The 21,779-nt window shown below is 68.5% G+C and carries 23 protein-coding genes; 12 read left to right on the top strand and 11 right to left on the bottom strand.

Going from position 1 to position 21,779, the window contains the following annotated elements; genetic code table 11:
- The first annotated feature begins 17 nt into the window (after nt 1-17).
- The 3 genes from EZ216_RS01725 to EZ216_RS01735 are packed head-to-tail and all read left to right on the top strand — an operon-like array spanning nt 18 to nt 3,129.
- Nucleotides 18-1,472 carry an efflux transporter outer membrane subunit gene (locus EZ216_RS01725; protein ID WP_167772799.1) on the top strand — a complete coding sequence of 485 codons (1,455 nt, stop codon included), beginning with the start codon at nt 18-20 and terminating at the stop codon, nt 1,470-1,472.
- Between the two features lie 59 nt (nt 1,473-1,531).
- Entirely contained in the window at nt 1,532-1,861 is a 330-nt protein-coding gene (locus EZ216_RS01730) for a RodZ family helix-turn-helix domain-containing protein (protein WP_135247847.1), read from the top strand.
- On the top strand, nt 1,858-3,129 hold the full coding sequence (locus EZ216_RS01735) for a type II toxin-antitoxin system HipA family toxin (RefSeq protein ID WP_135247848.1): 1,272 nt from the start codon (nt 1,858-1,860) through the stop codon (nt 3,127-3,129). The genes EZ216_RS01730 and EZ216_RS01735 overlap by 4 nt, the downstream gene beginning before the upstream one ends.
- A gap of 11 nt (nt 3,130-3,140) precedes the next feature.
- On the opposite strand, the gene EZ216_RS01740 is transcribed toward EZ216_RS01735, so the two are convergent.
- From EZ216_RS01740 to nth, 6 genes are all read right to left on the bottom strand, one after another.
- Nucleotides 3,141-5,126 (bottom strand): AAA family ATPase, encoded by a 1,986-nt coding sequence (locus tag EZ216_RS01740; RefSeq protein ID WP_135247849.1) that lies wholly within the window; start codon nt 5,124-5,126, stop codon nt 3,141-3,143.
- A gap of 25 nt (nt 5,127-5,151) precedes the next feature.
- Nucleotides 5,152-5,391 carry a hypothetical protein gene (locus tag EZ216_RS01745; RefSeq protein ID WP_135247850.1) on the bottom strand — a complete coding sequence of 80 codons (240 nt, stop codon included), beginning with the start codon at nt 5,389-5,391 and terminating at the stop codon, nt 5,152-5,154.
- Between the two features lie 286 nt (nt 5,392-5,677).
- Nucleotides 5,678-6,058 (bottom strand): fluoride efflux transporter CrcB, encoded by a 381-nt coding sequence (gene crcB / locus EZ216_RS01750; protein WP_239024248.1) that lies wholly within the window; start codon nt 6,056-6,058, stop codon nt 5,678-5,680.
- An 8-nt stretch (nt 6,059-6,066) separates the two neighbouring features.
- Nucleotides 6,067-6,336, bottom strand: a complete 270-nt coding sequence (locus EZ216_RS01755) for a hypothetical protein (protein WP_135247852.1) — start codon at nt 6,334-6,336, stop codon at nt 6,067-6,069.
- Nucleotides 6,337-6,370: 34 nt separating this feature from the next.
- Nucleotides 6,371-6,850 (bottom strand): J domain-containing protein, encoded by a 480-nt coding sequence (locus EZ216_RS01760; protein WP_167772800.1) that lies wholly within the window; start codon nt 6,848-6,850, stop codon nt 6,371-6,373.
- Between the two features lie 39 nt (nt 6,851-6,889).
- Entirely contained in the window at nt 6,890-7,540 is a 651-nt protein-coding gene (gene nth / locus EZ216_RS01765) for an endonuclease III (RefSeq protein ID WP_135247854.1), read from the bottom strand.
- A gap of 79 nt (nt 7,541-7,619) precedes the next feature.
- On the opposite strand from nth, the gene pcaC reads away from it, so the two are divergent.
- The 5 genes from pcaC to EZ216_RS01790 all read left to right on the top strand — a co-directional run bounded on the left by pcaC (nt 7,620) and on the right by EZ216_RS01790 (nt 12,981).
- The gene (gene pcaC / locus EZ216_RS01770) at nt 7,620-8,003 is read left to right on the top strand and encodes a 4-carboxymuconolactone decarboxylase (RefSeq protein ID WP_135247855.1); all 384 of its coding nucleotides are present in this window, start codon (nt 7,620-7,622) and stop codon (nt 8,001-8,003) included.
- A complete protein-coding gene (locus EZ216_RS01775; protein ID WP_135247856.1) occupies nt 8,000-9,166 on the top strand; it encodes an acyl-CoA dehydrogenase family protein in 1,167 nt (388 codons plus the stop codon). The genes pcaC and EZ216_RS01775 overlap by 4 nt, the downstream gene beginning before the upstream one ends.
- Before the next feature lie 62 nt (nt 9,167-9,228).
- Complete coding sequence (locus EZ216_RS01780; protein WP_135247857.1) at nt 9,229-10,131, top strand: crotonase/enoyl-CoA hydratase family protein; 903 nt, start codon at nt 9,229-9,231, stop codon at nt 10,129-10,131.
- Between the two features lie 122 nt (nt 10,132-10,253).
- Complete coding sequence (locus EZ216_RS01785) at nt 10,254-11,243, top strand: Bug family tripartite tricarboxylate transporter substrate binding protein (protein ID WP_239024249.1); 990 nt, start codon at nt 10,254-10,256, stop codon at nt 11,241-11,243.
- Between the two features lie 127 nt (nt 11,244-11,370).
- Nucleotides 11,371-12,981 carry a gamma-glutamyltransferase family protein gene (locus EZ216_RS01790; protein ID WP_135247859.1) on the top strand — a complete coding sequence of 537 codons (1,611 nt, stop codon included), beginning with the start codon at nt 11,371-11,373 and terminating at the stop codon, nt 12,979-12,981.
- A gap of 58 nt (nt 12,982-13,039) precedes the next feature.
- Here EZ216_RS01790 and EZ216_RS01795 read toward each other — a convergent pair whose 3' ends face one another.
- A complete protein-coding gene (locus EZ216_RS01795; RefSeq protein ID WP_135247860.1) occupies nt 13,040-13,495 on the bottom strand; it encodes a hypothetical protein in 456 nt (151 codons plus the stop codon).
- Between the two features lie 79 nt (nt 13,496-13,574).
- Nucleotides 13,575-14,477, bottom strand: a complete 903-nt coding sequence (locus EZ216_RS01800; RefSeq protein ID WP_135247861.1) for a YihY/virulence factor BrkB family protein — start codon at nt 14,475-14,477, stop codon at nt 13,575-13,577.
- Nucleotides 14,478-14,584: 107 nt separating this feature from the next.
- Between EZ216_RS01800 and EZ216_RS01805 the strand changes: the two genes are divergently transcribed.
- Entirely contained in the window at nt 14,585-15,952 is a 1,368-nt protein-coding gene (locus EZ216_RS01805; RefSeq protein ID WP_167772801.1) for a S8 family peptidase, read from the top strand.
- A gap of 17 nt (nt 15,953-15,969) precedes the next feature.
- On the opposite strand, the gene EZ216_RS01810 is transcribed toward EZ216_RS01805, so the two are convergent.
- The 3 genes from EZ216_RS01810 to EZ216_RS01820 form a co-directional block, all read right to left on the bottom strand.
- Entirely contained in the window at nt 15,970-16,704 is a 735-nt protein-coding gene (locus EZ216_RS01810; RefSeq protein ID WP_135247863.1) for a dienelactone hydrolase family protein, read from the bottom strand.
- 70 nt (nt 16,705-16,774) lie between these two features.
- The gene (locus EZ216_RS01815) at nt 16,775-17,569 is read right to left on the bottom strand and encodes a S1 family peptidase (protein WP_135247864.1); all 795 of its coding nucleotides are present in this window, start codon (nt 17,567-17,569) and stop codon (nt 16,775-16,777) included.
- On the bottom strand, nt 17,566-17,910 hold the full coding sequence (locus EZ216_RS01820; protein WP_135247865.1) for a hypothetical protein: 345 nt from the start codon (nt 17,908-17,910) through the stop codon (nt 17,566-17,568). The genes EZ216_RS01815 and EZ216_RS01820 overlap by 4 nt, the downstream gene beginning before the upstream one ends.
- 161 nt (nt 17,911-18,071) lie before the next feature.
- On the opposite strand from EZ216_RS01820, the gene EZ216_RS01825 reads away from it, so the two are divergent.
- The 3 genes from EZ216_RS01825 (at nt 18,072) to EZ216_RS01835 (ending at nt 21,777) form a co-directional block, all read left to right on the top strand.
- Nucleotides 18,072-18,704 (top strand): hypothetical protein, encoded by a 633-nt coding sequence (locus tag EZ216_RS01825; protein ID WP_135247866.1) that lies wholly within the window; start codon nt 18,072-18,074, stop codon nt 18,702-18,704.
- Nucleotides 18,705-18,905: 201 nt separating this feature from the next.
- Nucleotides 18,906-20,105: an aminotransferase-like domain-containing protein gene (locus tag EZ216_RS01830; protein ID WP_135247867.1), complete on the top strand. Its 1,200-nt coding sequence runs from the start codon at nt 18,906-18,908 to the stop codon at nt 20,103-20,105.
- Between the two features lie 454 nt (nt 20,106-20,559).
- Nucleotides 20,560-21,777 carry a hypothetical protein gene (locus tag EZ216_RS01835; protein WP_135247868.1) on the top strand — a complete coding sequence of 406 codons (1,218 nt, stop codon included), beginning with the start codon at nt 20,560-20,562 and terminating at the stop codon, nt 21,775-21,777.
- Nucleotides 21,778-21,779: the final 2 nt, after the last annotated feature.

A 21,779-nucleotide genomic window follows, 5' to 3' on the forward strand; every position in this document is an offset into this window, starting at 1 on the left:
TCCTGCCAACACAAGCCATGTACAAGAAGACGCTCTGCCTCGCCCTTTCGCTCGCCCTCTCCGCCTGCGCCGTCGGCCCGCGCTACACCGCGGCGCCCGCCATCGACACGCCCGCCGCCTTCAAGGAAGGGCAGGGCGAGTGGGTGCGTGCCGCGCCGGCCGACGCGCTGGAGCGCGGCGCGTGGTGGCAGCTGTTCAACGACCCGGTGCTCAACGACCTGGCGGCCAAGGTGGAGGTCAGCAACCAGACCGTCGCGGCTTCGGTGGCGGCCTACCGCCAGGCACGTGCCCTGGTCGCGCAGCAGCGCGCTTCGCTGTTCCCCACCGTCAGCCTCGACGCCAGCGGCAACCGCAGCGGCAGCCGCGGCGGTTCCCCCACCACGACGACTTCCGGGGCGATCGTCACCGGCAGCGGCAGCGCGCGCACCAGCTACCAGTTCGACATCGGCGCCAGCTGGGAGCCCGACGTCTGGGGCCGCCTTTCCCGCACGGTGGAGGGCGCGCGCGCCAGCGAACAGGCCAGCCTGGCCGACCTGGCGGCAGCCCGTCTGGCGGCGCAGGGTGAACTCGCCGCCAACTACTGCAACCTGCGTGGGCTGGACGTGCAGCGCGCGCTGCAGGCGCAGACGCTGGCCGGCTACGAGCGCACGCTGCAGATCACCAACAACCGCTACCAGGCGGGCATCGCCGCGCGCACCGACGTGCTGCAGGCGCAGACGCAGCTGGCCAGCACGCGCGCCGACCTGCTCACGCTGGACCGCCAGCGCGCGCAGCTCGAACACGCCATCGCGGTGCTGGTCGGCCAGGCGCCCGCCAACTTCTCCATCGCGCCCGACCCGCAGTGGCGCGCCGTCGTGCCCGACGTGCCGGTGGCCGTGCCGTCCACGCTGCTGCAGCGCCGGCCCGACATCGCCGGGGCCGAGCGCCGCGTGGCGCAGGCCAACGAGCAGATCGGCATCGCGATGACCGGCTGGTTCCCCAGCCTGCGGCTCACCGGGTCGGTGGGCGCGGGCGCGGCCAGCATCAGCGACCTGTTCAGCAGCTCCGCGCTGGTGTGGGCGCTCGGCGCGTCGCTGGCGCAGACGATCTTCGACGCCGGCGCGACGGCGGCGCAGGTGGAAGGCGCGCGCGCCGGGCTGGACGCCGCCGCCGCCCGCTACCGCCAGGCCGTGCTGGCCGCCTTCCAGGACGTGGAGGACCAGCTCACCGGCGTGCGCGTGCTGCAGCAGCAGGTGGCGCTGCGCGAGGAAGCGAGCCGCGACGCCGACCTGGTGGAGCAGCAGGTGCTGAACCGCTACCAGGCGGGGCAGGTGAGTTTCACCGACGTGATCACCGCGCAGGTGACGGCGCAGACCGCCCGCCGCGCGCTGGTGCAACTGCAGTCCGACCGCCAGGCGGCGGCGGTGGCGCTGATCCAGTCGCTGGGCGGCGGCTGGCAGGGGCTGCAGGCGGAGGCCGCCGCCAAGCCTTGAGGTGAGCTGCTATTAGCGTATTTTGCACTGTTTTTGCAGAAACAGTGCAAAATACGCTAATGCCTCAAGTCTCCGCCGCCATCGATGCATTGCCGGACGCCGTCGCTTCCGCGCTGGCCAGGCTGGGCGGCGACCTGGCCACGGCGCGCAAGCGGCGCAAGGAATCGCAGAAGGCCTGGGCGGCGCGGCTGCAGGTGTCGGTGCACACGCTCATCCGCATGGAGAAGGGCGATCCCTCGGTGTCGATGGGCGTCTACGCCACGGCGCTGTGGATGATCCAGCGCCATGCCGCACTGGCCGCGCTGGCGGACCCGAAGGAAGACCTGGCCGCGCTCGAAGCCGACGTGCAGAACGCCGCGCGCCGCCACCGGCCGAGGCCCTCGCCATGAGCACGGCGGGGCGCGACGCGTACCGGCCGCAGGACAGCATGTTCCTGTGGTGGCTCGCGCAGCCGGCGCAACCGCGCCTGGTCGGTGAACTGCACCTCGTCGCCGGCGCTCGCGCCGTCGGCCTGCGCTATGCGCCCGGGTGGCTGGAACAGGGCTTCGCTCTCAGCACGGACCTGCCCTTGCGCGACGAGCTGTTCCTGCCGCCCGCCAAGGACGAGGCGGCCGGCGCGGTGGACGATGCGCGCCCCGACCGCTGGGGCGAGCGGGTCATCCGCAAGTTCGAGAAGACGCCGCGGTTGTCGATCCTGGAGTTTCTCTACTTTGCCGGCGCCGATCGCTACGGCGCCCTGGGCGTCAGCCTGGCGGGCGACGACTACCAGCCATGGGGATCGTCACCCGTCCCCGGCCTGCGCAACCTGGCCGAGATGGCAGAGGTGGTGCGCAAGGTGCTCGCGAACGAACCGGTGCCGCAGCCGCAGCAGCGCCTGCTGCGCCCCGGCGTGTCGATGGGCGGCGCACGGCCCAAGTCGCTGCTGATGATCGATGGCGAACCCTGGCTGGTGAAGTTCTCCGAAGGCGAGGACATGGACACCGAGCTGGTGGAGCACGCGGCGATGACGCTGGCGGCGCGTTGCGGCATCCACGTGGCGCAGACGCGCGCGTTGCCGGTGGGCCGGCGGCACGCCGTCGCCGTCCGCAGATGGGACCGCGCGGGCGGATCGCGCCTGCACGCGCTGTCGGCCCACGTGGTGCTGCGCGCGGCCGGCGAAACGCTCGGCTACCCGCAGCTGGCGCAACTGTTGCGCCGCATGGCGCCGGCCGATGCCATCGCCGCCCAGCAGCAGCAGCTGTTCCGGCGGCTGGTCTTCAACATCCTGGTCGACAACACCGACGACCACGAGAAGAACCACGCGCTGCTGCGCCGCGCCGACGGCCTGTACGAGTTGTCGCCCGCGTTCGACATCGTGCCGTCCGCGCAGGGGCTGGGCGTGCAGGCGATGCACGTCGGCGACCGCGGCGCGGAGTCGAGCATCGACAACGCGGTCAGCAACGCGGGCGCCTACGGCCTGAAGAAGGACGTGGCGCTGGCCATCGCGGCTGAAGTGGCTGCGGTGGTGGACGGCTGGCGTGCGCACTTCCAGGCCGCGGGTGTCCGCAAGGCGGACCTGGAGGTGCTGGACCAGTACATCGATGGTGGGAACCTGCGGTCGCAGCGGGTGGCATTGAAGCGGCCCGCGGGCGCGCCCGCGAAACGGCGCGCCCGCTAGCCCCGCGACCATCAGGCCATGACGGCCGGCTGCGTTTCAGCCTCGGGCGAGCCCAGGTTGTCTTCCGACGCCTGTTCCCCATCCGTCCGCAGTTGCAGCTGCGTGAACCGCTGCAGCCGCGCGGCATAGGGCTCCGTCACCAGCGGGTCCTCGCCTGTCGCCAGTCCCATCCACTGCGCCAGTTCGGCACGCGACACCTCGCCGTCGCGCACCAGCGCCTGCGCGATGCGCGCCAGCAGGCCCGCGTTCGCCCGCAGCAGCTGCTGGGCCCGCGTCATCTGGCTGGCCAGGATGCGTTCGACCGCGGCGTTGGTCGCGTCGACGTCGGTCGCGAAGTCGCAATCCGGGTCCACGCCCACGTCGGTGTGCGCCAGCCGGCCCGCGAAGCCGTGGACGCGCACGAACTCCGCGGCTTCCCGCGTGGCCGAACGCAGGTCCTGCCGCGCGCCCGTCGTGCAGGCGTCGGGACCGAACACCAGCGTCTCCGCCGCGCGGCCGCCCAGGCTGACGCAGATCGTGTCCAGCACCGTGCGGCGCGATTCGGTCCGCAACGGCAGGTAGCTGTTGTAGCCGCCGTCGAACGAAGCCACGTTGATCTTCACCTCCAGCGGCACGTGGCCGAGCAGCAGGCCGTACAGCAGCGCGTGGCCGGCCTCGTGCGCCGCCAGCAGCGCGCGGAAGTCCGGGTGCGTGCGCTGCTTCAGCCGGCTGAGCTCCAGCGATGCCGGGAACAGCTGCCGTTGCGTGCGCCAGCGGGCGCACAGGTGCTGCGCGTCCTCGGACATCGACACCTGCACCGCGTCGCCCGGCTCCGCGCCCTGTTCGAGTGCCCACAAGGCGATGCCCGCCAGCGCGCCGCCCAGCAGCGACTGGATGGTGGAGAACAGCGGCCGCGTGCCCTGCGCCGGGAACACGCCGTTCGCGTACAGCTGGTGCTGCACGCCGGCGTCCACCTCGATCACCAGGCCCGAGGCCTGGCCGGTCTCCAGCGCGTAGCGTTGGCACTGCTGCGCGATCAGTCGTTCGTAGGCGGCGCGGTCCAGGCTCGCGTACACGATGTGCGTGTTGCCCAGCCGCGCCACCTGTTCGGGCTTGAAGCGCAGCGCCAGCGCCTTCTTCGCGTCGATGACGGAAAGGCGCCGCGTGTAGCGGTGGAAGATCTCGGCGTCGGTGTCGCAGTCTTCCACGCGCTTGGCCACGCCCTGGTACATCTCGTCCAGGTTGCCCGCGACGAAGATCAGCAGCCGGCTGTAGTCGGTGTCCCAGCGCTCGGCCGACGCGCGGAAAGCCTCCATGCGTTCGCGCACCTGCGAAGGCGTCCACGCCATGATGTCCGTCAGCGACTCGGCCAGCTTCAGGCTCTGCTTCAGCTCGCGGGCTTCCCACGGGCTGAGGCGATAGCGGCGCACGCGCGGCTTCTCGCCGTCCTTGCTTTCGGCGGCGTCGGCCTGGCGCTCGTCCTCGTCGTACTCGGCGCTGGCGAGCGCGGCTTCCAGGTCCTGCAGGAACGACAGCGGCGGCGGCAGCCGGCCGTCCGACAGCAGCGCCCACACGTCCTGGTAGCGGCGCACCGGCTGGTCGGTGCCTTTCTCGTCGAGCGTGCGGAAGCGCTGGAATTCGTCCAGCAGCACCACGCCGCGCTCGCCCTCGCGGATGCCCGAGTCCGCCAGCATCGACGAGATGCTGTTGGACCAGTAGCCCGAGCCGTGCGAGAAGCCGTCCATCTGCACTTCCACGAAGCGGTCGTAGAAGCCCAGCTTGCGCGTGAGTTGCCGCACCAGCTGCGTCTTGCCGGTGCCGGTGAGGCCCCACAGGCAGACGATCACCGGCCGCTGCACGATCTCGGGCAGCACGTACCACGCGCGCACGGACTCGATCACGCGATCGATCGCCGCGTCGATGCCGTACAGCTCCTGCTTCAGCTCGCAGGCCACCTGCCGCAGGTGCGCGCTGCGGCGCGCGATGCGGTCCTTCAGTTGTTCTTGTTGCGGTTCCATTTTTCTTCGGTCCTGTTCCTGTTCATCACCAGTCCAACTGCCTCACCGCCCGCGCGAGCGCCACCTTGTCGGCGCGCCTTTGCGCGCCGCGGCTGCGGATGTGCGCGCCCGCCGCCGACGAGGCGGCGCGCAGGGCGTGGGCCCTCGCAACGTGGTTGCGAGGCGGGATGGACTGGACGATGGCCAGCGCGATCGGCTGCTTGATCCTCTGCAGCTTGCGCGGCCGGCCTTGCGCGAAATCGCGCGAAGCTTGCTTGGCACTCATGTGCGCTCCGGAAACGACAAACCCCGGCTGGAACAAGGCCTGGCCGGGGCTTGCGGGCCGCGGGCTGGGCATGTGCGCGCACATCCAGCCGGGGCGGCAGATGGAGCGGTTAGGTCAGTGCGAAGTAGGACATGGCGGTGTTCACGCCGGCGGGTGTTGGCATTGCAAGGTCATTCGTTGCAATGCGCTCCACCGGGCGAAGGGCGGATTGTGGAGAACGCGCCTGCCGGATGGCAAGCGAACGCGCGTTCGAAACGGGGCGGGTGTTGCGTGGATGCCAATGCGGCTAACGTGCCGCCATCGCGAATTCGCCGCAGCGCAGCCCCACCCACGTCAGCAGCAGCGAGCCCGCCAGGTGCAGCGCCGTGAGCGCGAGCGCCTGGCCCAGCCGGTCGGATTGCAGCAGCTGCACCGTCTCCATCGAGAAGGTGGAGAACGTGGTCAGCGCGCCGAGGAAGCCGGTGATCAGCGCCAGCCGCCACACCGGGTCGATCTGCGGCATGGCCTGGAACATGGCGACCAGGAAGCCGATCATCCAGCCGCCCGCCAGGTTGCACACCAGCGTGCCGACGGGCAGCCAGTGCGTGCCGGTGTTCAGCCAGAGGGAAAGACGCCAGCGGGCGACGGCGCCGGCGCACGCGCCGATGCACAGCAGCAGCCACGGCATCGCCGGGCTCATGCCTGGTGCTTGCCCAGCAAGGACAGCATGCCGGCTTCCAGGCCCTGCATGCGCTGCGCGAGGTTGGGGGCCGAGTCCTTGGCCACCTGCATGTACCGCTCGAAGGCCCCGAGGACGGCCTTGCGGTCGGGGTGGTGCATCAGCGCGCTGGCCAGCGCGGCCTGCAGCACCTGCACCTGGGCCACCAGCGCGAACTGGTTCTCCTTCAGGGCTTCGAGGTTCTGCGCCATCTCGGCGAGCATCTTCTGCAGGTCGGCATCTTCCATCCGGCCAATGTAGCAGGCCGCAACGCCGGCGTGCCTAGGGCTGGCGAGGCGCGCCCTTCGCGGCGGGCCAGCTGGCCAGCTGGTGCGAGGGCGTCAGGCGAAGGCCGGGCTCCGCCGGGGAGGCCGGTTTCGCCGTCTTCACCGTGGGGGGCGCTTGGGGTTCGGGCTCGTCGAGCCACATCGCGTAGGCGGCGCCGCCAGCCGCGGCCAGCACGGCCACGGCCACGCCGGCCCACAAGGCGCGGCGCTTCAGGCGGTCGCCGGGCAGTTCCACGCGGCCGGGCCGGCGGCCGGGGCCGGCGGGACGGGTGAGTTCGCGGTCGTAGTCGGCGCGCTTCTCGGGTGAGGAGAGCGTTTCGTAAGCCTGGTTGATCAGCGCCATGGCTTCGGAGTCGGACGCGCCGGCATCGGGATGGTTCTCGCGGGCGAGGCGGCGGTAGGCCTTGCGCACGTCGTCGGCAGCGGCGCCGGGGCGCAGCTGCAGCACGTCGTAGAAGGTACCGGTCTTCGACATGGGGGCGGACATTACCACCGAAGAGGCAGGCGGTACTACTCAGGTGCCAATGCGGGGCGCAGGCGTCTTCGGTTCATAGTCGCAATACGCGCGCACGGCGCAGCGCCAGCACTGGGGCAGCCGCGCGATACAGATGTAACGCCCGTGCAGGATCAGCCAGTGGTGCGCGTCCTGCAGGTACGCGGGCGGCACCCGCTCCAGCAGCTTCATCTCGACCTGGAACGGGTCCTTGCCGGGGGCGAGGCCGGTGCGGTTGCTCACGCGGAAGATGTGCGTGTCCACGGCCATGGTGGCTTCGCCGAAGGCGACGTTCAGCACCACGTTGGCGGTCTTGCGGCCGACGCCGGGCAGCGCCTCCAGCTCCTCGCGCGTGCGGGGCACCTGGCCGCCGTGCTTGTCCACCAGGATGCGGCAGGTCTCCATCAGGTTGCGCGCCTTGGTGCGGTACAGGCCGATGGTCTTGATGTAGCCCTCGAGCTGCTCCAGTCCCAGGTCCAGGATGGCCTGCGGCGTGCCCGCGATGGGGAACAGCCGGCGCGTGGCCTTGTTCACGCCCGCGTCGGTGGCCTGCGCCGACAGCAGCACCGCGGCCAGCAGCTCGAAGACGCTGGTGAATTCCAGCTCGGTCTCCGGGCTGGGGTTGGCCGCCTTCAGCGTGGCGAAAAACGGTTCGACGTCCTCATCCTTCATCGGGCGCGAGTGTAGGGCCGCTCGCGAAAGGCCCGCTGCGGCATCATGCGGGGCTTCATCCGACGCAGGAGACCAAGCCATGGACCAGCAGCTGTTCGACAAGGGCCTGAAGGTGCGCCGCGAGGTGCTGGGGGCCGAGTACGTGGACAAGTCCCTCCGCGAGGCCGACGGCTTCACGCGCGAGATGCAGGAGCTGGTGACGCAGTACTGCTGGGGCGACGTCTGGAACCGTCCCGGCCTGGACCGCCGCACGCGCAGCTTCCTGAACCTGGCGATGATCACCGCGCTGAACCGCCCGCACGAGCTGAAGCTGCACGTGCGCGGCGCCCTGAACAACGGCCTGACGAAGGACGAGATCAAGGAAGTGTTCCTGCAGGCCGCCATCTACTGCGGCGTGCCGGCGGCGCTGGACAGCTTCCGCGTCGCGAAGGAAGTGTTCAAGGAAATGGACGCGGCGCGATGAAAGAGATCCCCACGCCCGACGCGCACCAGGAATTGCGCGAGGCCGTGCGGGCGCTGTGCCGCCGCTTCGACTCGGCCTACTGGCAGCAGGTGGACGAGGCGCGTGGCTACCCCGAAGCTTTCGTCGGCGCACTGACGCAGGCCGGCTGGCTGGCCGCGCTGATCCCGCAAGAGTACGGCGGCTCGGGCCTGGGCCTGGCCGAGGCTTCGGTGGTGATGGAGGAGATCAACCTCTCGGGCGGCAACGCGGGCAGCTGCCATGGCCAGATGTACAACATGGGCACGCTGCTGCGGCACGGCTCGAAGGAACAGAAGCGGAAGTACCTGCCCGGCATCGCCGGCGGGAAGCTGCGGCTGCAGTCGATGGCTGTGACCGAGCCCACCACCGGCACCGACACCACGCAGCTGAAGACCACCGCGGTGAAGAAGGGCGACCGCTACGTGGTCAACGGGCAGAAGGTGTGGATCTCGCGCATCCAGCATTCGGACCTGATGATCCTGCTGGCGCGCACCACGCCGCTGGCGGAGGTGAAGCGCAAGAGCGAAGGCATGTCCGTCTTCATCGTGGACCTGCACCAAGCGCTGGCCAACGGCATGACCGTGCGACCCATCCCGAACATGGTGAACCACGAGACGAACGAGGTGTTCTTCGACCACCTCGAGGTGCCAGCGGAGAACCTCATCGGCGAGGAAGGGCAGGGCTTCCGCTACATCCTGGACGGCCTGAACGCCGAGCGCACGCTGATCGCGGCCGAATGCATGGGCGACGCGTACTGGTTCATCGACAAGGCGCGCCGCTACGCCGGCGAGCGCGTCGTGTTCGGCCGGCCCATCGGCCGGAACCAGGGCGTGCAGTTCCCCATCGCCGACGCGTACATCGAGACCGAAGCGGCCAACCTGATGCGCTTCAAGGCCTGCGCAATGTTCGATGCGGGGCAGCCCTGCGGCGCGGAAGCCAACATGGCCAAGTACCTGGCGGCCAAGGCGTCGTGGGAAGCGGCCAACGTCTGCCTGCAGACGCACGGCGGCTTCGGCTTCGCCCACGAATACGACGTCGAACGCAAGTTCCGCGAGACCCGCCTGTACCAGGTGGCGCCGATCTCGACCAACCTCATCTACAGCTACGTGGCGGAGCACCTGCTGGGGTTGCCGCGGTCATTCTGATCGCCCGCGCTCAAGGTAAGTGCTGAGCCCGCGGGCGGCGGGGCGGAGGTAACGTTCCCGCCATGCCCGAATTCAAGACCCTTCTCGCCCGCAAGGACGACGCCAATCCGCGCGTCGCGCGCATCACCCTCAACCGCCCCGAGCGGCTGAACGCCATCAACGACGACACGCCGCGCGACATCCGCGCGGCGGTCGACTGGGCCAACGCCGACGGCGAAGTGCACGTCATCGTGCTGGATGGCGCCGGCAAGGGCTTCTGCGGCGGCTACGACCTGCAGTACTTCGGCGAGAGCGAGCAGGACCATCCCTGCCAGCAGGAAAGCTTCCCCTGGGACCCGATGGTCGACTACCAGTACATGAAGAGGAACACCGAAGACTTCATGGCCCTGTGGCGCAGCCCCAAGCCCACCATCGCCAAGGTGCACGGCTACGCGGCGGCGGGCGGCAGCGATATCGCACTGTGCTGCGACCTGCTGGTGATGGCCGAAGACGCGCGCATCGGCTACATGCCCACGCGCGTGTGGGGCTGCCCCACCACTGCCATGTGGACGTTCCGCCTGGGCCCCACGCGGGCCAAGCAGATGATGTTCACCGGCGACACCATCGACGGCCGCACGGCCGCCGAATGGGGCCTGGCGAATTCGTGCGTGCCGGCGGACCAGTTGGAAGCGGAGACGATGAAGCTGGCCGAACGCATCGCGGGCGTGCCGCGCAGCCACCTGGCGATGCACAAGCTGGTGGTCAACCAGGTGATGCAGACCATGGGGCTGGAGCAGACGCAGTCGCTCGCCACCCTCATGGACGGCATCACGCGCCACAACCCGGAAGGCATGTGGTTCCGCCGCTATGCGCAGGCGGAAGGGTTCAAGGCCGCGGTGCAGTGGCGCGACAGCGGCAAGCCGATCCCGGAAGGGGACGAGGCGAGGGCGCTGGTGGCGAAGATGGACGCGGCGCGGAACGCCTGATGTCTTTTCCCTCCCCCAGAGGGGGAGGGAGAAAACCCGGGGGATTGGCGCGCTTTCGGGCAGCACTGCTTTTCACTGGTGGCATGCCAACCCATCCACGCCGCCGCCCGATAATCCGTCCCATGAAGACCTCCCGCCGCTCCCTCCTGCTGGCCGCATCCGCCGCCGCCGTCACGCCGTCCTGGGCGCAAACCGCCGCCCCGGCCGGACAGGGCTACCCGAACAAGCCGATCCGCCTGGTGGTGCCGTTCCCCGCGGGCGGGGCGACGGACATCTTCGCGCGGCAGGTGTCGAAGAAGCTGGGCGAGCGCCTGGGCGGCAACATCGTGGTGGACAACAAGCCGGGCGCCGGCGGCGCCATCGGCTCGGACATCGCGGCCAAGGCGCCCGCCGACGGCTACACGCTGCTGCTGGCCACCAGCAGCACGCACGCCATCGGCCCCAGCTACGCCAACAACAAGCTGCCCTACGACGTCGTCGCCGACTTCACGCCCATCGTGCACGTGGGCGACGCGCCCAACATCATGGTGGTGCCCACCAGCGCGCCGGTGAAGAACGTCAAGGAGTGGATCGAGTACGCCCGCAAGAACCCGGGCAAGCTCAATTACGCGAGCAGCGGCAACGGCACCATCGTCCAGCTCAGCGCCGAGTACTTCAAGGGCCTGACCGGCACCTACCTCGTGCACATCCCGTACCGCGGCACGGCGCTGGCCATGCCCGACCTGGTGAGCGGCAAGGTCGACGTGCTGTTCGACTCCATCGCCAGCGCGCTGCCGCACGTGAAGGACGGCCGCGTGAAGGCGCTGGGCATCAGCAGCGCCAAGCGCTCGCCGCTGTTCCCCGACCTGCCGCCCATCGCCGAGACGGTGCCCGGCTACGTGGTGAACACCTGGTTCGGCCTGTACGGCCCCAAGGGCCTGCCCGCGGAGCTGGTCAACCGCATCAACACCGCGATCAACCAGTCGCTGCAGGACAACGACGTGAAGGACCGCCTGGCGCGCCTGGGCATCGAGCCCGTCGGCGGCACGCCGCAGCAGTTCGCCGCGATGGCCGAAGCCGACCGCGCCAAGTGGAAGATGATCATCGCGGACCGCAAGCTGACGATCGATTGAGCACATCGGTGGTCATGGCGGGCTTGACCCGCCATCCATCCCCCGGCGGCTGTTCGTGCGCGATCGGCGTTCTGGTGATGGATGCCGGGTCAAGCCCGGCATGACAGCCCTCCAGAGAGACATGACCATGCAATTCGACTTCCACAACCCTTACCCCACCACCCGCATCCCCGTCTTCGCGCGCAATGTGGTGTCCACCTCGCACCCGCTGGCGGCGCAGGCGGGGCTGCGCATCCTGTGGAGCGGCGGCAACGCGGTCGACGCGGCCATTGCCGCCGCCGCGGTGATGACGGTGTGCGAACCGGTCAGCAACGGCCTGGGCAGCGACGCCTTCGCCATCCTGTGGGACGGCCAGCAGCTGCACGGCCTCAACGCCTCGGGTTACGCGCCGCAAGCCTGGACGCCCGAGTACTTCCGCAAGAAGTACGGCGACGGCGCCGCCACGCCGCCCAAGCGCGGCATCGATTCCGTCAGCGTGCCCGGCGCCGTGTCGGCGTGGATGGCCCTGTCCGAGCGCTTCGGCAAGCTGCCGTTCGCGGACCTGCTGGCGCCCGCCATCGACATCGCCGAGCGCGGCTACCTGCTGCCGCCCGTCATCCAGGGCAAGTGGGAAGCCCCCATCGACGAACTGGGCAAGCAGCCCGGCTTCGCGCAGGCCTTCCTGCCGCACGGCCGCGCGCCGCGCGTGGGCGAGCTGTTCCGGTTCAAGGCCGCCGCGCGCGCGCTGCGCCTGATCGCCGAAACCAAGGGCGAGGCCTACTACCGCGGCGAGATCGCGCACGCCATCGAAAAGTTCATGAAGGCCAACGGCGGCGCCATGACCGCGCGCGACCTGGCCCAGTTCAAGCCCGAGTGGGTCACGCCCATCAGCAAGGACTACCGCGGCTACACGCTGCACGAGATCCCACCCAACGGGCAGGGCATCGCGGCGCTGATGGCGCTGGGCATCCTGAAGAACTTCGACATGGCCAGCCTGCCGGTGGACGGCCCCGATTCGCAGCACCTGCAGATCGAAGCGATGAAGCTGGCCTTCGCCGACGTGTACGAGCACTGCGCCGAGCTGGAGCACATGACCGTCAAGCCCGAGCAGCTGCTGGACGACGCGTACCTGGCTTCGCGCGCGAAGCTGATCGACCGCAAGAAGGCGCAGGACTTCAAGTCCGGCAACTTCGTCAAGGGCGGCACCATCTACCTCACCGCCGCCGACGAGAACGGCATGATGGTCAGCTTCATCCAGAGCAACTACATGGGCTTCGGCTCCGGTTGCGTGGAGCCCAGCTTCGGCATCAGCCTGCAGAACCGCGGCCACGGCTTCTCGCTGAAGCCCGGCGCCAACCAGGTCGCGCCCGGCAAGCGGCCGTTCCACACCATCATCCCGGCCTTCCTCACCAAGGACGGCCAGCCCGTGATGTCGTTCGGCGTGATGGGCGGCAACATGCAGCCGCAAGGCCACATGCAGACGGTGGTGCGCATGCTCGACTACCAGCAGAACCCGCAGGCCGCGTGCGACGCACCGCGCTGGCGCTTCAACAGCGGCCTGGAGATCAACGTCGAGAAGGAAATGAACAAGGCGACGCTGCAGGAGCTGCTGAACCGCGGCCACGTCGCCGAAGTGATCAACGACAGCTACCAGGACTTCGGCGCCGGCCAGTTCATCTGGCGTGCGGGCGACCCGAAGACGGAAGGCTACGTGGCCGCATCCGACTCGCGCCGCGACGGGCTGGCCGCGGGCTTCTAAGCCAGCCGCGCGCGGCGGTACAGCGCGGTCCATGACGCCTCAGGTCATGGAGGCTGGATCAGAGCGAGTCGAGGTGGCCCGGCGCGCCCAGCGCCATGGCCTTCACATGTTCGGCGAAGCGCTGCCCCGCGGCCTGCGGGCCGTAGCGCCTTTCCCAGCGCAGCAGGTCGACGAAGCCGTTGCCGCCCAGCGCGCCGGTGGCGATCTTCACGCTTTCGTACATCGCGTCGTCCAGCTCGCCTTCCAGCACGCGGATGGTGAGGAAGGGGATGTGGCGCAGCGGCTGCTGCCCGCGCACCCAGCGCAGCAGGTCGTACATGCGGCCTTCGTCGAAGTGGCAGCCGCACAGGATGAGCGGCGTGTCGCCGTTCACCGCCTGGCGCGCGTGCGACAGCGTCTGCGCGGTCGACAGCGGCCAAGTGCCGTCCAGCATCCGGCGCAGCTGCAGCGTGGCCGGCGCCGTCTCGGCGACGACGATGGGGGCGGGAGAAGCGGGGATTGGACTGCCGGGCATGTGCGCGACAGTGTAATGCCATTGCAAGAAACTGCCACCGCGCACATGCGGCGCTCATCCGGTCCGCATGCCCGGCGCATCAGGTTTTGGTGGGGTTCTCCTGTACCGGTTTTTCCGGCGGCTTGCGCGGTCCCGACAGCGAACCGTGCGTGTCCGCATATGCCTTGGTGAACTCCGCGCCCAGCAGGAAGATCTGCGCCGCGTAGTACACCCACACCAGCACGATGACCACCGCGCCCGCGGCTTCGAAGGTCTCGGTCATGCGGCTCTTGCCCAGGTAGATGCCGATCAGCTCCTTGCCCACCTCGAACAGCACCGCGGTGACCGCGGCGCCGGTCCACACGTCGCGCCAGGCCACGCGCGTGGACGGCATGAACTTGTAGATGCCCGCGAACAGCACCGTCAGGATGGCCAGCGACACCACGAAATTGACTACGTGCAGCAGCACCGTCCAGCCCGGCATCAGCCCGCCCGCCCACTGGCCGAAGGCGGCCAGCCCCGCGCTGACCACCAGCGACACCATCAGCAGGAAAGCCACGCCCAGGATCAGCCCGAACGACAGCAGCCGCGCGCGCAGCAGCCCGAAGATGCCCGAAGGCTTCCTGGCTTCCGGCACCTTCCAGATGCGGTCCAGCGCGCTCTGCAGCTCGGCGAACACCGTGGTGGCGCCCACCACCAGCACGCCGATGCTGATCAGCCCCGCCACCAGCCCGCGGCTGGTGTCGCTGGCGCTGGCCACCAGGTTCTGCACCATTTCGGCGCCCTGCGTGCCCACCAGCCCCGACAGCTGCGCCGAGACGACGCCTTGCACCGCCTCGCGCCCGAACACCGCGCCGGCGATGGCGATGACGATCACCAGCAGCGGCGCCAGCGAAAACACCGTGTAGTACGAGATGGCCGCGCCCATCGACGGCGCGTAGTCGTTCGACCAGGCCTTGACGGACTGGACGGCCAGGTGAAAAAGCGTCTTGGGTCTGGTCATGTTGGATGAGTTGCAGGAACTACGGGGGGCGTCAAAGGGCAAACCCGGGTCGGACACCTGTTGCGTGCTCTTACTCTGGCCTCCCTTTTCAACCCAGGGAGTCGGAAATGAGCGAGAAACGCCATGCGAAAGTCGTGATACCGGCGGGCGGGCCGGACTTCGAGCAGTACCGCCAACGGCTGGCCCAGCTGGCCGATCCCGGCGTGGACATGGGGCTGCTGCAGGTGGGCGTGCACGAGGCCGTGCTGCGGCCGCACCTGGCGCTGCACCTGGCCGCGCGCCACCCCGGCACGCCCTTGCAGGACCTGCTGGTGCAGGCCGGCGCGCAGCGGGTGGAGTTCATCACCGAAGCCGATGCGCTGGCGTTGGCCAACCAGCGCGTGCCCGAAGACCTGCAGCCCAAGCCCGTCGTCACCCCTTTGGGCAACCCGCAGTGGCACCTGGACAAGGCGAACGTGCTGCCGGCATGGGTGGCGGTGGGCGGACCCGACGACATCGACTGGGGCGGCATCGTCGTCGGGCAGATCGACACCGGCTTCACCCGGCACGAGGCGTACGGCTTTCCCGGCACCAGCTGGCTGCGCACGGACCTGTGCCGCACCATGATGACCTCGCAGATCCCGTCCGACTACGGTCCCGCCGCGCCGCAGCCCGACAACGGCGTGGACCCGATGTTCTTCGGCGCGCTCAACAAGGGCCACGGCACGCGCATCGGCGCCACCATTTCGGGCTGCGGCGGCAACCTGCCCGGCGGCCTGAAGTTCTATGGCGTCGCGCCCAAGGTGCCGCACGTGGTGGTGCGCATCACCGACACCGTCGCCATCAACACGCACCAGGACGACTTCGTCGACGCATTGACCTACCTGGTGGACGTGGTGCGCGCCGACGTGGTGAATGTCAGCCTGGGCATCTTCCCGCCGGTGGCTTCAGCCGCCATCCGCAACGTGATGGCCTATGCGCGCAGCCGCGGCACCATCGTCGTCTGCGCGGCCGGCAACTATGTCGACCCGGTGGTGGTGCCCGCCGCGCTGGACACGGCCATCGCGGTGGCCGGCGTCACCGCGGAAGACCAGCCCTGGAGCGGCAGCAGCTTCGGCCCGCAGGTGGCCTTCAGCGCGCCCGCCAACAACCTGTGGCGGCCCGAGCCGCAGCGCAACGGCGTGGGCGCGCAGTTCGCGGGGGGAGGGGATGGCACCTCCTACGCCACCGCCATCACCACCGGCGCCGCGGCGCTGTGGCTGCGCGCGTGGGGCCCGCAGATCAACGCGATGTACGGCGGCCGCACCGCGCGCCGCGCGCAGGCCTTCAAGGCCGCCGTGCAGGCCACCTGCCGCCAGCCCGCCAACTGGCAGCCGCAGCCTTTCGGCGCCGGGATCATCGACATCGGGCGGCTGTGCACCGACATGGCGAAGGCGCTGCCGGTGCTGGCCGGTGCGCCCGCGTTGCCGCCGGTGCCGGCGCCGGCCGTGGCCTAGTCAGGCCTCCCAGGCGTTCAGCGCCGCAGGTTGCGGTCGAACAGTGCGAACAACCGCTCCCAATGCCTCTCTGCCCCCTGCTGGTGGTAGATGCCCCCGCGCAGCGGGAACACGAATCCGTGTTCCGTGTCCGGGTACCACTCCAGCCGGTAGTTCATGCCGCCTTGCTTCATGGCGGCTTCGAACTGCGCCACCTGCCCGGGGCTGAACCACTTGTCGGTTTCGGCGCAGGCGACGTACGCCTCGCACCTGATCTTCGGCGCCATCAGGTGCGGCGAGTCTTCCCGGTCGGTGATCATCTGCGCGCCGTGCACTGCCGCGATGGCGTTGATGCGGTCCGGGAAGGCCGCCGCCGCCGCGAACACGAACGGCCCGCTCATGCAGTAGCCCACCGCGCCGATGCGCTTGCCGTCCGCCGCCTTCTGCGCATCGACGAACTTCAGCATGGCGCGCGTGTCTTCCACGATCATCGCGTTGCTCAGGCTCTGCATGTGCTCGAACATCGGCTGCATCGCTTCGGGCGTGCGTTCCTTCAGCCAGTAGTCGCGGCTGCGGCGGTAGTACAGGTTGGGCAGCACGACGAAGTAGCCCACGCTGGCCAGCCGACGCGCCATGTCGTGCAGCTCTTCGCGCTTGCCGGGCGCGTCCATGTAGAACAGCACCACCGGGTGCGGACCGCCTTCCTCGGGATGGACCACGAAGGTGTTCATGGCGCCGTCGGCGGTGGGGATGTCCAGGTGGTGCTCGATCATGGGACGCGGTCTCCTTGCGGGGCGCAGCATGCCAGAGCCGGCGGCCGGCCCGCACCGGGACAAACGCGCGTCACGCCGGCGGCGCCGAGGCAGCGCCGTCCGCCGGCCGGCCGTCCGCGCTCGGCCGCGAAAGTTCCGGACGCGTCAGTGCCAGCAGGATGTCGGCGTACCAGGCGCAGTTCAGCCCCAGCCGGTCGTCCTGCAGCGTGTCGCGCGTGCCCATGTCCAGGCGCGCGGAGTGCACGCCCAGCAGCGTCCACGGCAAGGGCCCGTCGTCGTCCGCCCGCCGCATCACGACGGGCGCGCCGCTGGTGCCCCGGTGCATGCGCGCATCGGTGAGGAAGTAGCCCAGCCCCTGGAAGCGCACGCCGTACGCCGATGCCACGATGGCCTGCCGTGCCACGGGCAGGTGGTGCACCGTGTCGTAGAACCCGAGCGGAAAGCCCACCAGCACCAGGGGCGCGCCCACATCCACGGCCGCCGCTTCCCCGGGCAGATGATCCGGCGCGAAATGGCAAGCCGCGGTGGCCTCTGGCACCTGGGCACGGTCCACCCCCAGCACCGCGACGTCGACTTCCCCGCCGCCATCGACCGCCTGATGCCAGCGCGCTGTGCCCTGTTCGTACAGCGGCAGGCGCAGCAAGCGCGTGTCGGTCAGGTCGGTGCGGCTGGCGTGCAGCACCATCTCGATGCGGTCGGGGAAGTGCCCGGCCGGCGCGTCGTGGAACACGTGGCGGCTGGTCACCAGGAACAGCCGGCCTTCCCGCTGAAAGAAGAAGCCCGATCCGGCCGTCAGCGGCCGCATGCCGTCGAAGGTCAGCACGCGCACGACGCTCAGCAGCAGCGGCGCGATGCCGGCCGTCATGGCTGGCTGCCCATCGCGTGGTTGATCAGCAGCCGGGTGGCCTTGTCGCGCGCCTCCACCGTGGCGCGCCAGCGGTCCCAGGCGCCGCCGTCGTAGCCGGGCTCACCCGGCAGCGCCGGCACGCCCGACCAGGCATCGCGCTCGGCCTGGACCGCGTCGTCGTAGGCCCGCACCAGCGCGTCGGCGGAAGCGGTCGTGTGCGGCAGCGCCGAAGCTTCGCCGTGGGGTGGGTAGGCCTGCACGGGGTGGCCTCTGCCGGCCGCCTGCTGCTGTGACCGGCGCATCTGTGCCTCGTCGCGGCCGTGCTGGTCCTGCATCTGCCGCCGCTGCGTGTCGTCCATGGCCGAGCCTCCTTCGAACCCAAACGCCCATCATGCGCCCGCGCGCCGTGACCACCTCGCGGCAGTAGTCCGGCGCCTACAGGCGCCGCCCGCGCGCGACGACTGCGGCGTTGCCCGCGCCGGGCTATCACGGTGGCAGCAAGCTTGACAGGAGAACCCTCATGCATACCGCCATCTGCACCTTCGAGGACCGCGCCAACGCCGAACGCGCACGCGACCGGCTGCTGCGCGCCGGCTTCGCCGCCGAGGACGTGCACCTGCAGCACCGCGGCGCGCGCGATTCCGACGCCATGGGCGAAGACCCTCGCGCCTGGAGCGGCACCGACCGCGAGGTGGCCGCCGACCGCAACATGGTCGACCGCGTGGCCGGCTTCTTCGTCCACCTGTTCGGTGCCGATGCCGCCAACGACCGCGAGAACTACACGCGCCGCGTGGACAGCGGCCGCACCGTGCTGGTGGTGGACACGCACAGCGAAACCGAAGCCGACCGCGCCCGCGCGCTGCTGCACGACCTGCAGGCCGACGACGTCAACGTCTACGCCCGCGGCGCCGACAGCCGCCCGGTGCGCGACCTGGTGGCTGACATGCCCGTGCATGTGGATTCGCCCGAGCGCATCCAGGCCGCCTTCCATGGCCGCAGCACCGACTGGACCGACCGCAGCGCCGACACCCGCGAACGCGCCGTGGCCGCCGGCACTCCGGGTGAGCAGCGCCCCCTGGACCTGCGCGACCCCGACCTGGACCACGTCGGCCTGCGCTACGAAAACCTGGACAAGGACAAGACGCCGCGGTAAATCCGGAAGCGGACTCCCTTACGCAGAGCGCGCAGAGGTTTCGCGGAGAGCGCAGAGAAGAAAAGTCAAAAGTATTTCTCCGCGTCCTCTGCGAACCCTCTGCGTCCTCGGCGTAAGGGAGTCCGCATTCGGCGGCAGTGGGGCTGGGCAGGGCGCCCGTTAGCCCCACAATAGGCAGGCATTCCCCGAAGAATCCCTGCCATGCCCCTCCCATTCGCCTCCCGCCTCGACAACGTCGAAACCTCCGCCATCCGCGAGCTGTTCAAGCTGCTTGGCAAGCCCGGCATCATTTCGTTCGCCGGCGGCTTTCCGGACAGCGCCATGTTCGACGTCGAAGGCCTGCGTGAAGCCAGCCAGAAGGCGCTGGCCGAAGAACCCGGCGCTGCGCTGCAATACGGCGCCACCGAAGGCTACGAGCCGCTGCGCGCGCAGCTGGCCGCCTTCGAGCAAAGCAAGGGCGTGCAGGACATCCAGCCGCACCAGCTGATCGTCACCACCGGCAGCCAGCAGGCGCTGGACCTGCTGGGCAAGACCATGATCAGCCCCGGCGACAAGGTGATCGTGGAAGGCCCCACCTTCCTGGCCACCATCCAGTGCTTCCGCCTGTACGGCGCCGACCTGGTCAGCGCGCCCATCGACTCGCAGGGTGTCGACGTCGACAAGCTCGAAGCGCTGATCAGGGAACACAAGCCCAAGTTCGTCTACCTGATCCCCACCTTCGGCAACCCCAGCGGCGCGCTGCTGTCGCTGGAGCGCCGCCGCAAGGTGCTGGAACTGGCCGTGCGTTACCAGACGCTGATCGTGGAAGACGACCCGTACGGCGACCTGTACTTCACCAAGGAACCGCCGCCGCCTTCGTTGCTGGCGCTGTCGAAGGACGTGCCCGGCTCGCGCGATTGGCTGGCGCATTGCGGCAGCATGAGCAAGGTGCTGTCGCCCGGCCTGCGCGTGGGCTGGCTGGTGGCGCCGCCCGAGCTGCTGGCCAAGGCCACCATGTGCAAGCAGTTCAGCGACGCCCACACCAGCACCTTCGCCCAGGCCACCGCGGCGCAGTACCTGAAGAGCGGGCGCATGCCCGCGACGCTGGATCGCGTGCGGAAGGTCTATGCGGAGCGCGCACTGGCGATGGGGGATGCGCTGAAGCGTGAGCTGGGGGATGCGATCGAGTTCACGCAGCCGCAGGGCGGGTTGTTCTTCTGGGCTCGGCTGACGGGTGCGGGCGGGAAGGTGAGTGACGCGGCGGAGTTCGCGAAGAGGGCGATCGAGAAGGGCGTGGCGTTTGTGCCGGGGGCGCCGTTCTTTGCGAAGGAGCCGGATCGGAGTGCGTTGAGGTTGTCGTTTGCGACTGCGGGAGTGGACAAGATCGCAGAAGGCGTCGCCCGGCTTCGGCAAGCAAGCTAAGGGACTGGATCCTTCGGACTCAATTTACAGCTGCCGTATTGCAATGTGTAACGTTGCGTGCTCAACTATTGGGCATGCCATATACCCCGAATCCACAACATAGGTCCGCTGCATATGCTGCAGCGAAGTCTCAGTGGACGATCACTGTTGCCGAGGAGGAGCAGTGCTACGCCTTGGCAGCTGGGAGTCAATGGATGGACGCTAGCTGCGCGTTCGGACTACACGTTGTCGCAGCGCAGCCCCAAGTTCTGGGGGTGTCAGTGACTCCTGCAGCTGACCCCGTCCACGTCGCAAAGTTCGTTGAGAACCAAGGTAATTGGCACGGCTACCCGGTCGCGCACTGGTTGTCGCCCTTTGACAAACCCAGCGCCAACGTCTTGCGTGCTTGGCTCGATGCGGGCTTGATAAGCCGGCCGAAGCTGTCGAAGATTCACAGGGGAAAAAAATGCGCTCTGTGAAGTTCACCATCGCGGGTGAATATTGGGACTCACAGATCTACTCTGGTGAGCTGCTTCTTATCGATTCCCAAAACGCCGTACATAGGATCGACTGGCGCGCGTTGATCGACAAAATCGCGAGCGCTAACGAAAAGGTGCAAACGGCGCTCCGCGTCGCATTCGCTGACAGCGATCTGTTCTACAACCCGAAGGTCCAGAAGATCCTGCGCGATCCCGAAATTGAAGCACCGATCAAGAGGCAACTCGATGAACTTGCTGACCTTGAGCTAAGTGAGCCAATCACGAAGTGGCGAGAGTTCCTCTACTCGACTGATTCCGCGCTCGACTTCCTGCCAACCGACACCGACGTCTACTACAACCACATACTTTTCGCGGGGGATGAGGGGCTGTTTTCTGTACCCCGATACGCGGTCTCTGAGGGCAAGGCGTTTCAGCCGAAGGTTCGGAAGCACCACGACGGGCGCATCTTTCGAGTTCGCTCTTCGGACAGCTTTACGTCTGTGGCGTGCGCGGCCGGAGATGATGGCTTGCTTGAGTTTCCGTTCCGCCCGAAAGAAGCGGAGGTGCTCGACAAGCTGCGGCTGTTAGCACGACGGTCCTGCGTGTCCTGCGACTGGGTTTTCCAGAGCGTACTAGGATGGTCTAGCGCTACTGCGTTCCTGGCTAGCTTTAGGGAAATCAAAGATCCGAGAACTAAGCGGAGCGAGCGAATGTTTGATCGCATCATCGATCCGTCAGAGATGTTCGAGGATGGTCAAAACGATGAGGGGGCGGCAATCTGGGGGTGCCGAGAGAAGCTATACCGCCTCACAGAATCTGGCCTACAAGTCACTGACTACAGCCCAAAACCGGATAAAGATAAGGCTCGTCCGCAATTTCAGCAAAGGGGCGCGTCCTACGCCGACAGGATACGGCCTGACGAAGTGGTCTCTACCGGCACGGCTCCGTTCGGAACGGTTATCGAAACCTCAACTGGGCTCATTGTTCACCGCAGCGATGGCAATGTAGAGGTTTTTGATGGTGAACCCGTTCACTGGCGCGTGTTCTCACGCTCTGAACACTACAGCAATCAGCTGCATATCATTTACGAAGATCGCTTGGTGATTGTTTCCTTTGTCCATGATTACTTTGTTGATCAGAAAGGCAAGATCTTCGGATTCGCACGTGGTAAGCGGCGTGAAAATCTCGGCGAGAGCGCAGAGTGGGTGAACTAGTA

Source organism: Ramlibacter humi (assembly GCF_004681975.1).
Lineage (GTDB): Bacteria > Pseudomonadota > Gammaproteobacteria > Burkholderiales > Burkholderiaceae_C > Ramlibacter > Ramlibacter humi.

What these genes read in the sequence shown, in the direction of transcription:
- EZ216_RS01725 (WP_167772799.1), top strand. Translation starts at nt 18, where the DNA reads ATGTACAAGAAGACGCTCTGCCTCGCCCTTTCGCTCGCCCTCTCCGCC.
- EZ216_RS01730 (WP_135247847.1), top strand. Translation starts at nt 1,532, where the DNA reads ATGCCTCAAGTCTCCGCCGCCATCGATGCATTGCCGGACGCCGTCGCT.
- EZ216_RS01735 (WP_135247848.1), top strand. Translation starts at nt 1,858, where the DNA reads ATGAGCACGGCGGGGCGCGACGCGTACCGGCCGCAGGACAGCATGTTC.
- EZ216_RS01740 (WP_135247849.1), bottom strand. Translation starts at nt 5,126, where the DNA reads ATGGAACCGCAACAAGAACAACTGAAGGACCGCATCGCGCGCCGCAGC.
- EZ216_RS01745 (WP_135247850.1), bottom strand. Translation starts at nt 5,391, where the DNA reads ATGAGTGCCAAGCAAGCTTCGCGCGATTTCGCGCAAGGCCGGCCGCGC.
- crcB (WP_239024248.1), bottom strand. Translation starts at nt 6,058, where the DNA reads ATGCCGTGGCTGCTGCTGTGCATCGGCGCGTGCGCCGGCGCCGTCGCC.
- EZ216_RS01755 (WP_135247852.1), bottom strand. Translation starts at nt 6,336, where the DNA reads ATGGAAGATGCCGACCTGCAGAAGATGCTCGCCGAGATGGCGCAGAAC.
- EZ216_RS01760 (WP_167772800.1), bottom strand. Translation starts at nt 6,850, where the DNA reads ATGTCGAAGACCGGTACCTTCTACGACGTGCTGCAGCTGCGCCCCGGC.
- nth (WP_135247854.1), bottom strand. Translation starts at nt 7,540, where the DNA reads ATGAAGGATGAGGACGTCGAACCGTTTTTCGCCACGCTGAAGGCGGCC.
- pcaC (WP_135247855.1), top strand. Translation starts at nt 7,620, where the DNA reads ATGGACCAGCAGCTGTTCGACAAGGGCCTGAAGGTGCGCCGCGAGGTG.
- EZ216_RS01775 (WP_135247856.1), top strand. Translation starts at nt 8,000, where the DNA reads ATGAAAGAGATCCCCACGCCCGACGCGCACCAGGAATTGCGCGAGGCC.
- EZ216_RS01780 (WP_135247857.1), top strand. Translation starts at nt 9,229, where the DNA reads ATGCCCGAATTCAAGACCCTTCTCGCCCGCAAGGACGACGCCAATCCG.
- EZ216_RS01785 (WP_239024249.1), top strand. Translation starts at nt 10,254, where the DNA reads ATGAAGACCTCCCGCCGCTCCCTCCTGCTGGCCGCATCCGCCGCCGCC.
- EZ216_RS01790 (WP_135247859.1), top strand. Translation starts at nt 11,371, where the DNA reads ATGCAATTCGACTTCCACAACCCTTACCCCACCACCCGCATCCCCGTC.
- EZ216_RS01795 (WP_135247860.1), bottom strand. Translation starts at nt 13,495, where the DNA reads ATGCCCGGCAGTCCAATCCCCGCTTCTCCCGCCCCCATCGTCGTCGCC.
- EZ216_RS01800 (WP_135247861.1), bottom strand. Translation starts at nt 14,477, where the DNA reads ATGACCAGACCCAAGACGCTTTTTCACCTGGCCGTCCAGTCCGTCAAG.
- EZ216_RS01805 (WP_167772801.1), top strand. Translation starts at nt 14,585, where the DNA reads ATGAGCGAGAAACGCCATGCGAAAGTCGTGATACCGGCGGGCGGGCCG.
- EZ216_RS01810 (WP_135247863.1), bottom strand. Translation starts at nt 16,704, where the DNA reads ATGATCGAGCACCACCTGGACATCCCCACCGCCGACGGCGCCATGAAC.
- EZ216_RS01815 (WP_135247864.1), bottom strand. Translation starts at nt 17,569, where the DNA reads ATGACGGCCGGCATCGCGCCGCTGCTGCTGAGCGTCGTGCGCGTGCTG.
- EZ216_RS01820 (WP_135247865.1), bottom strand. Translation starts at nt 17,910, where the DNA reads ATGGACGACACGCAGCGGCGGCAGATGCAGGACCAGCACGGCCGCGAC.
- EZ216_RS01825 (WP_135247866.1), top strand. Translation starts at nt 18,072, where the DNA reads ATGCATACCGCCATCTGCACCTTCGAGGACCGCGCCAACGCCGAACGC.
- EZ216_RS01830 (WP_135247867.1), top strand. Translation starts at nt 18,906, where the DNA reads ATGCCCCTCCCATTCGCCTCCCGCCTCGACAACGTCGAAACCTCCGCC.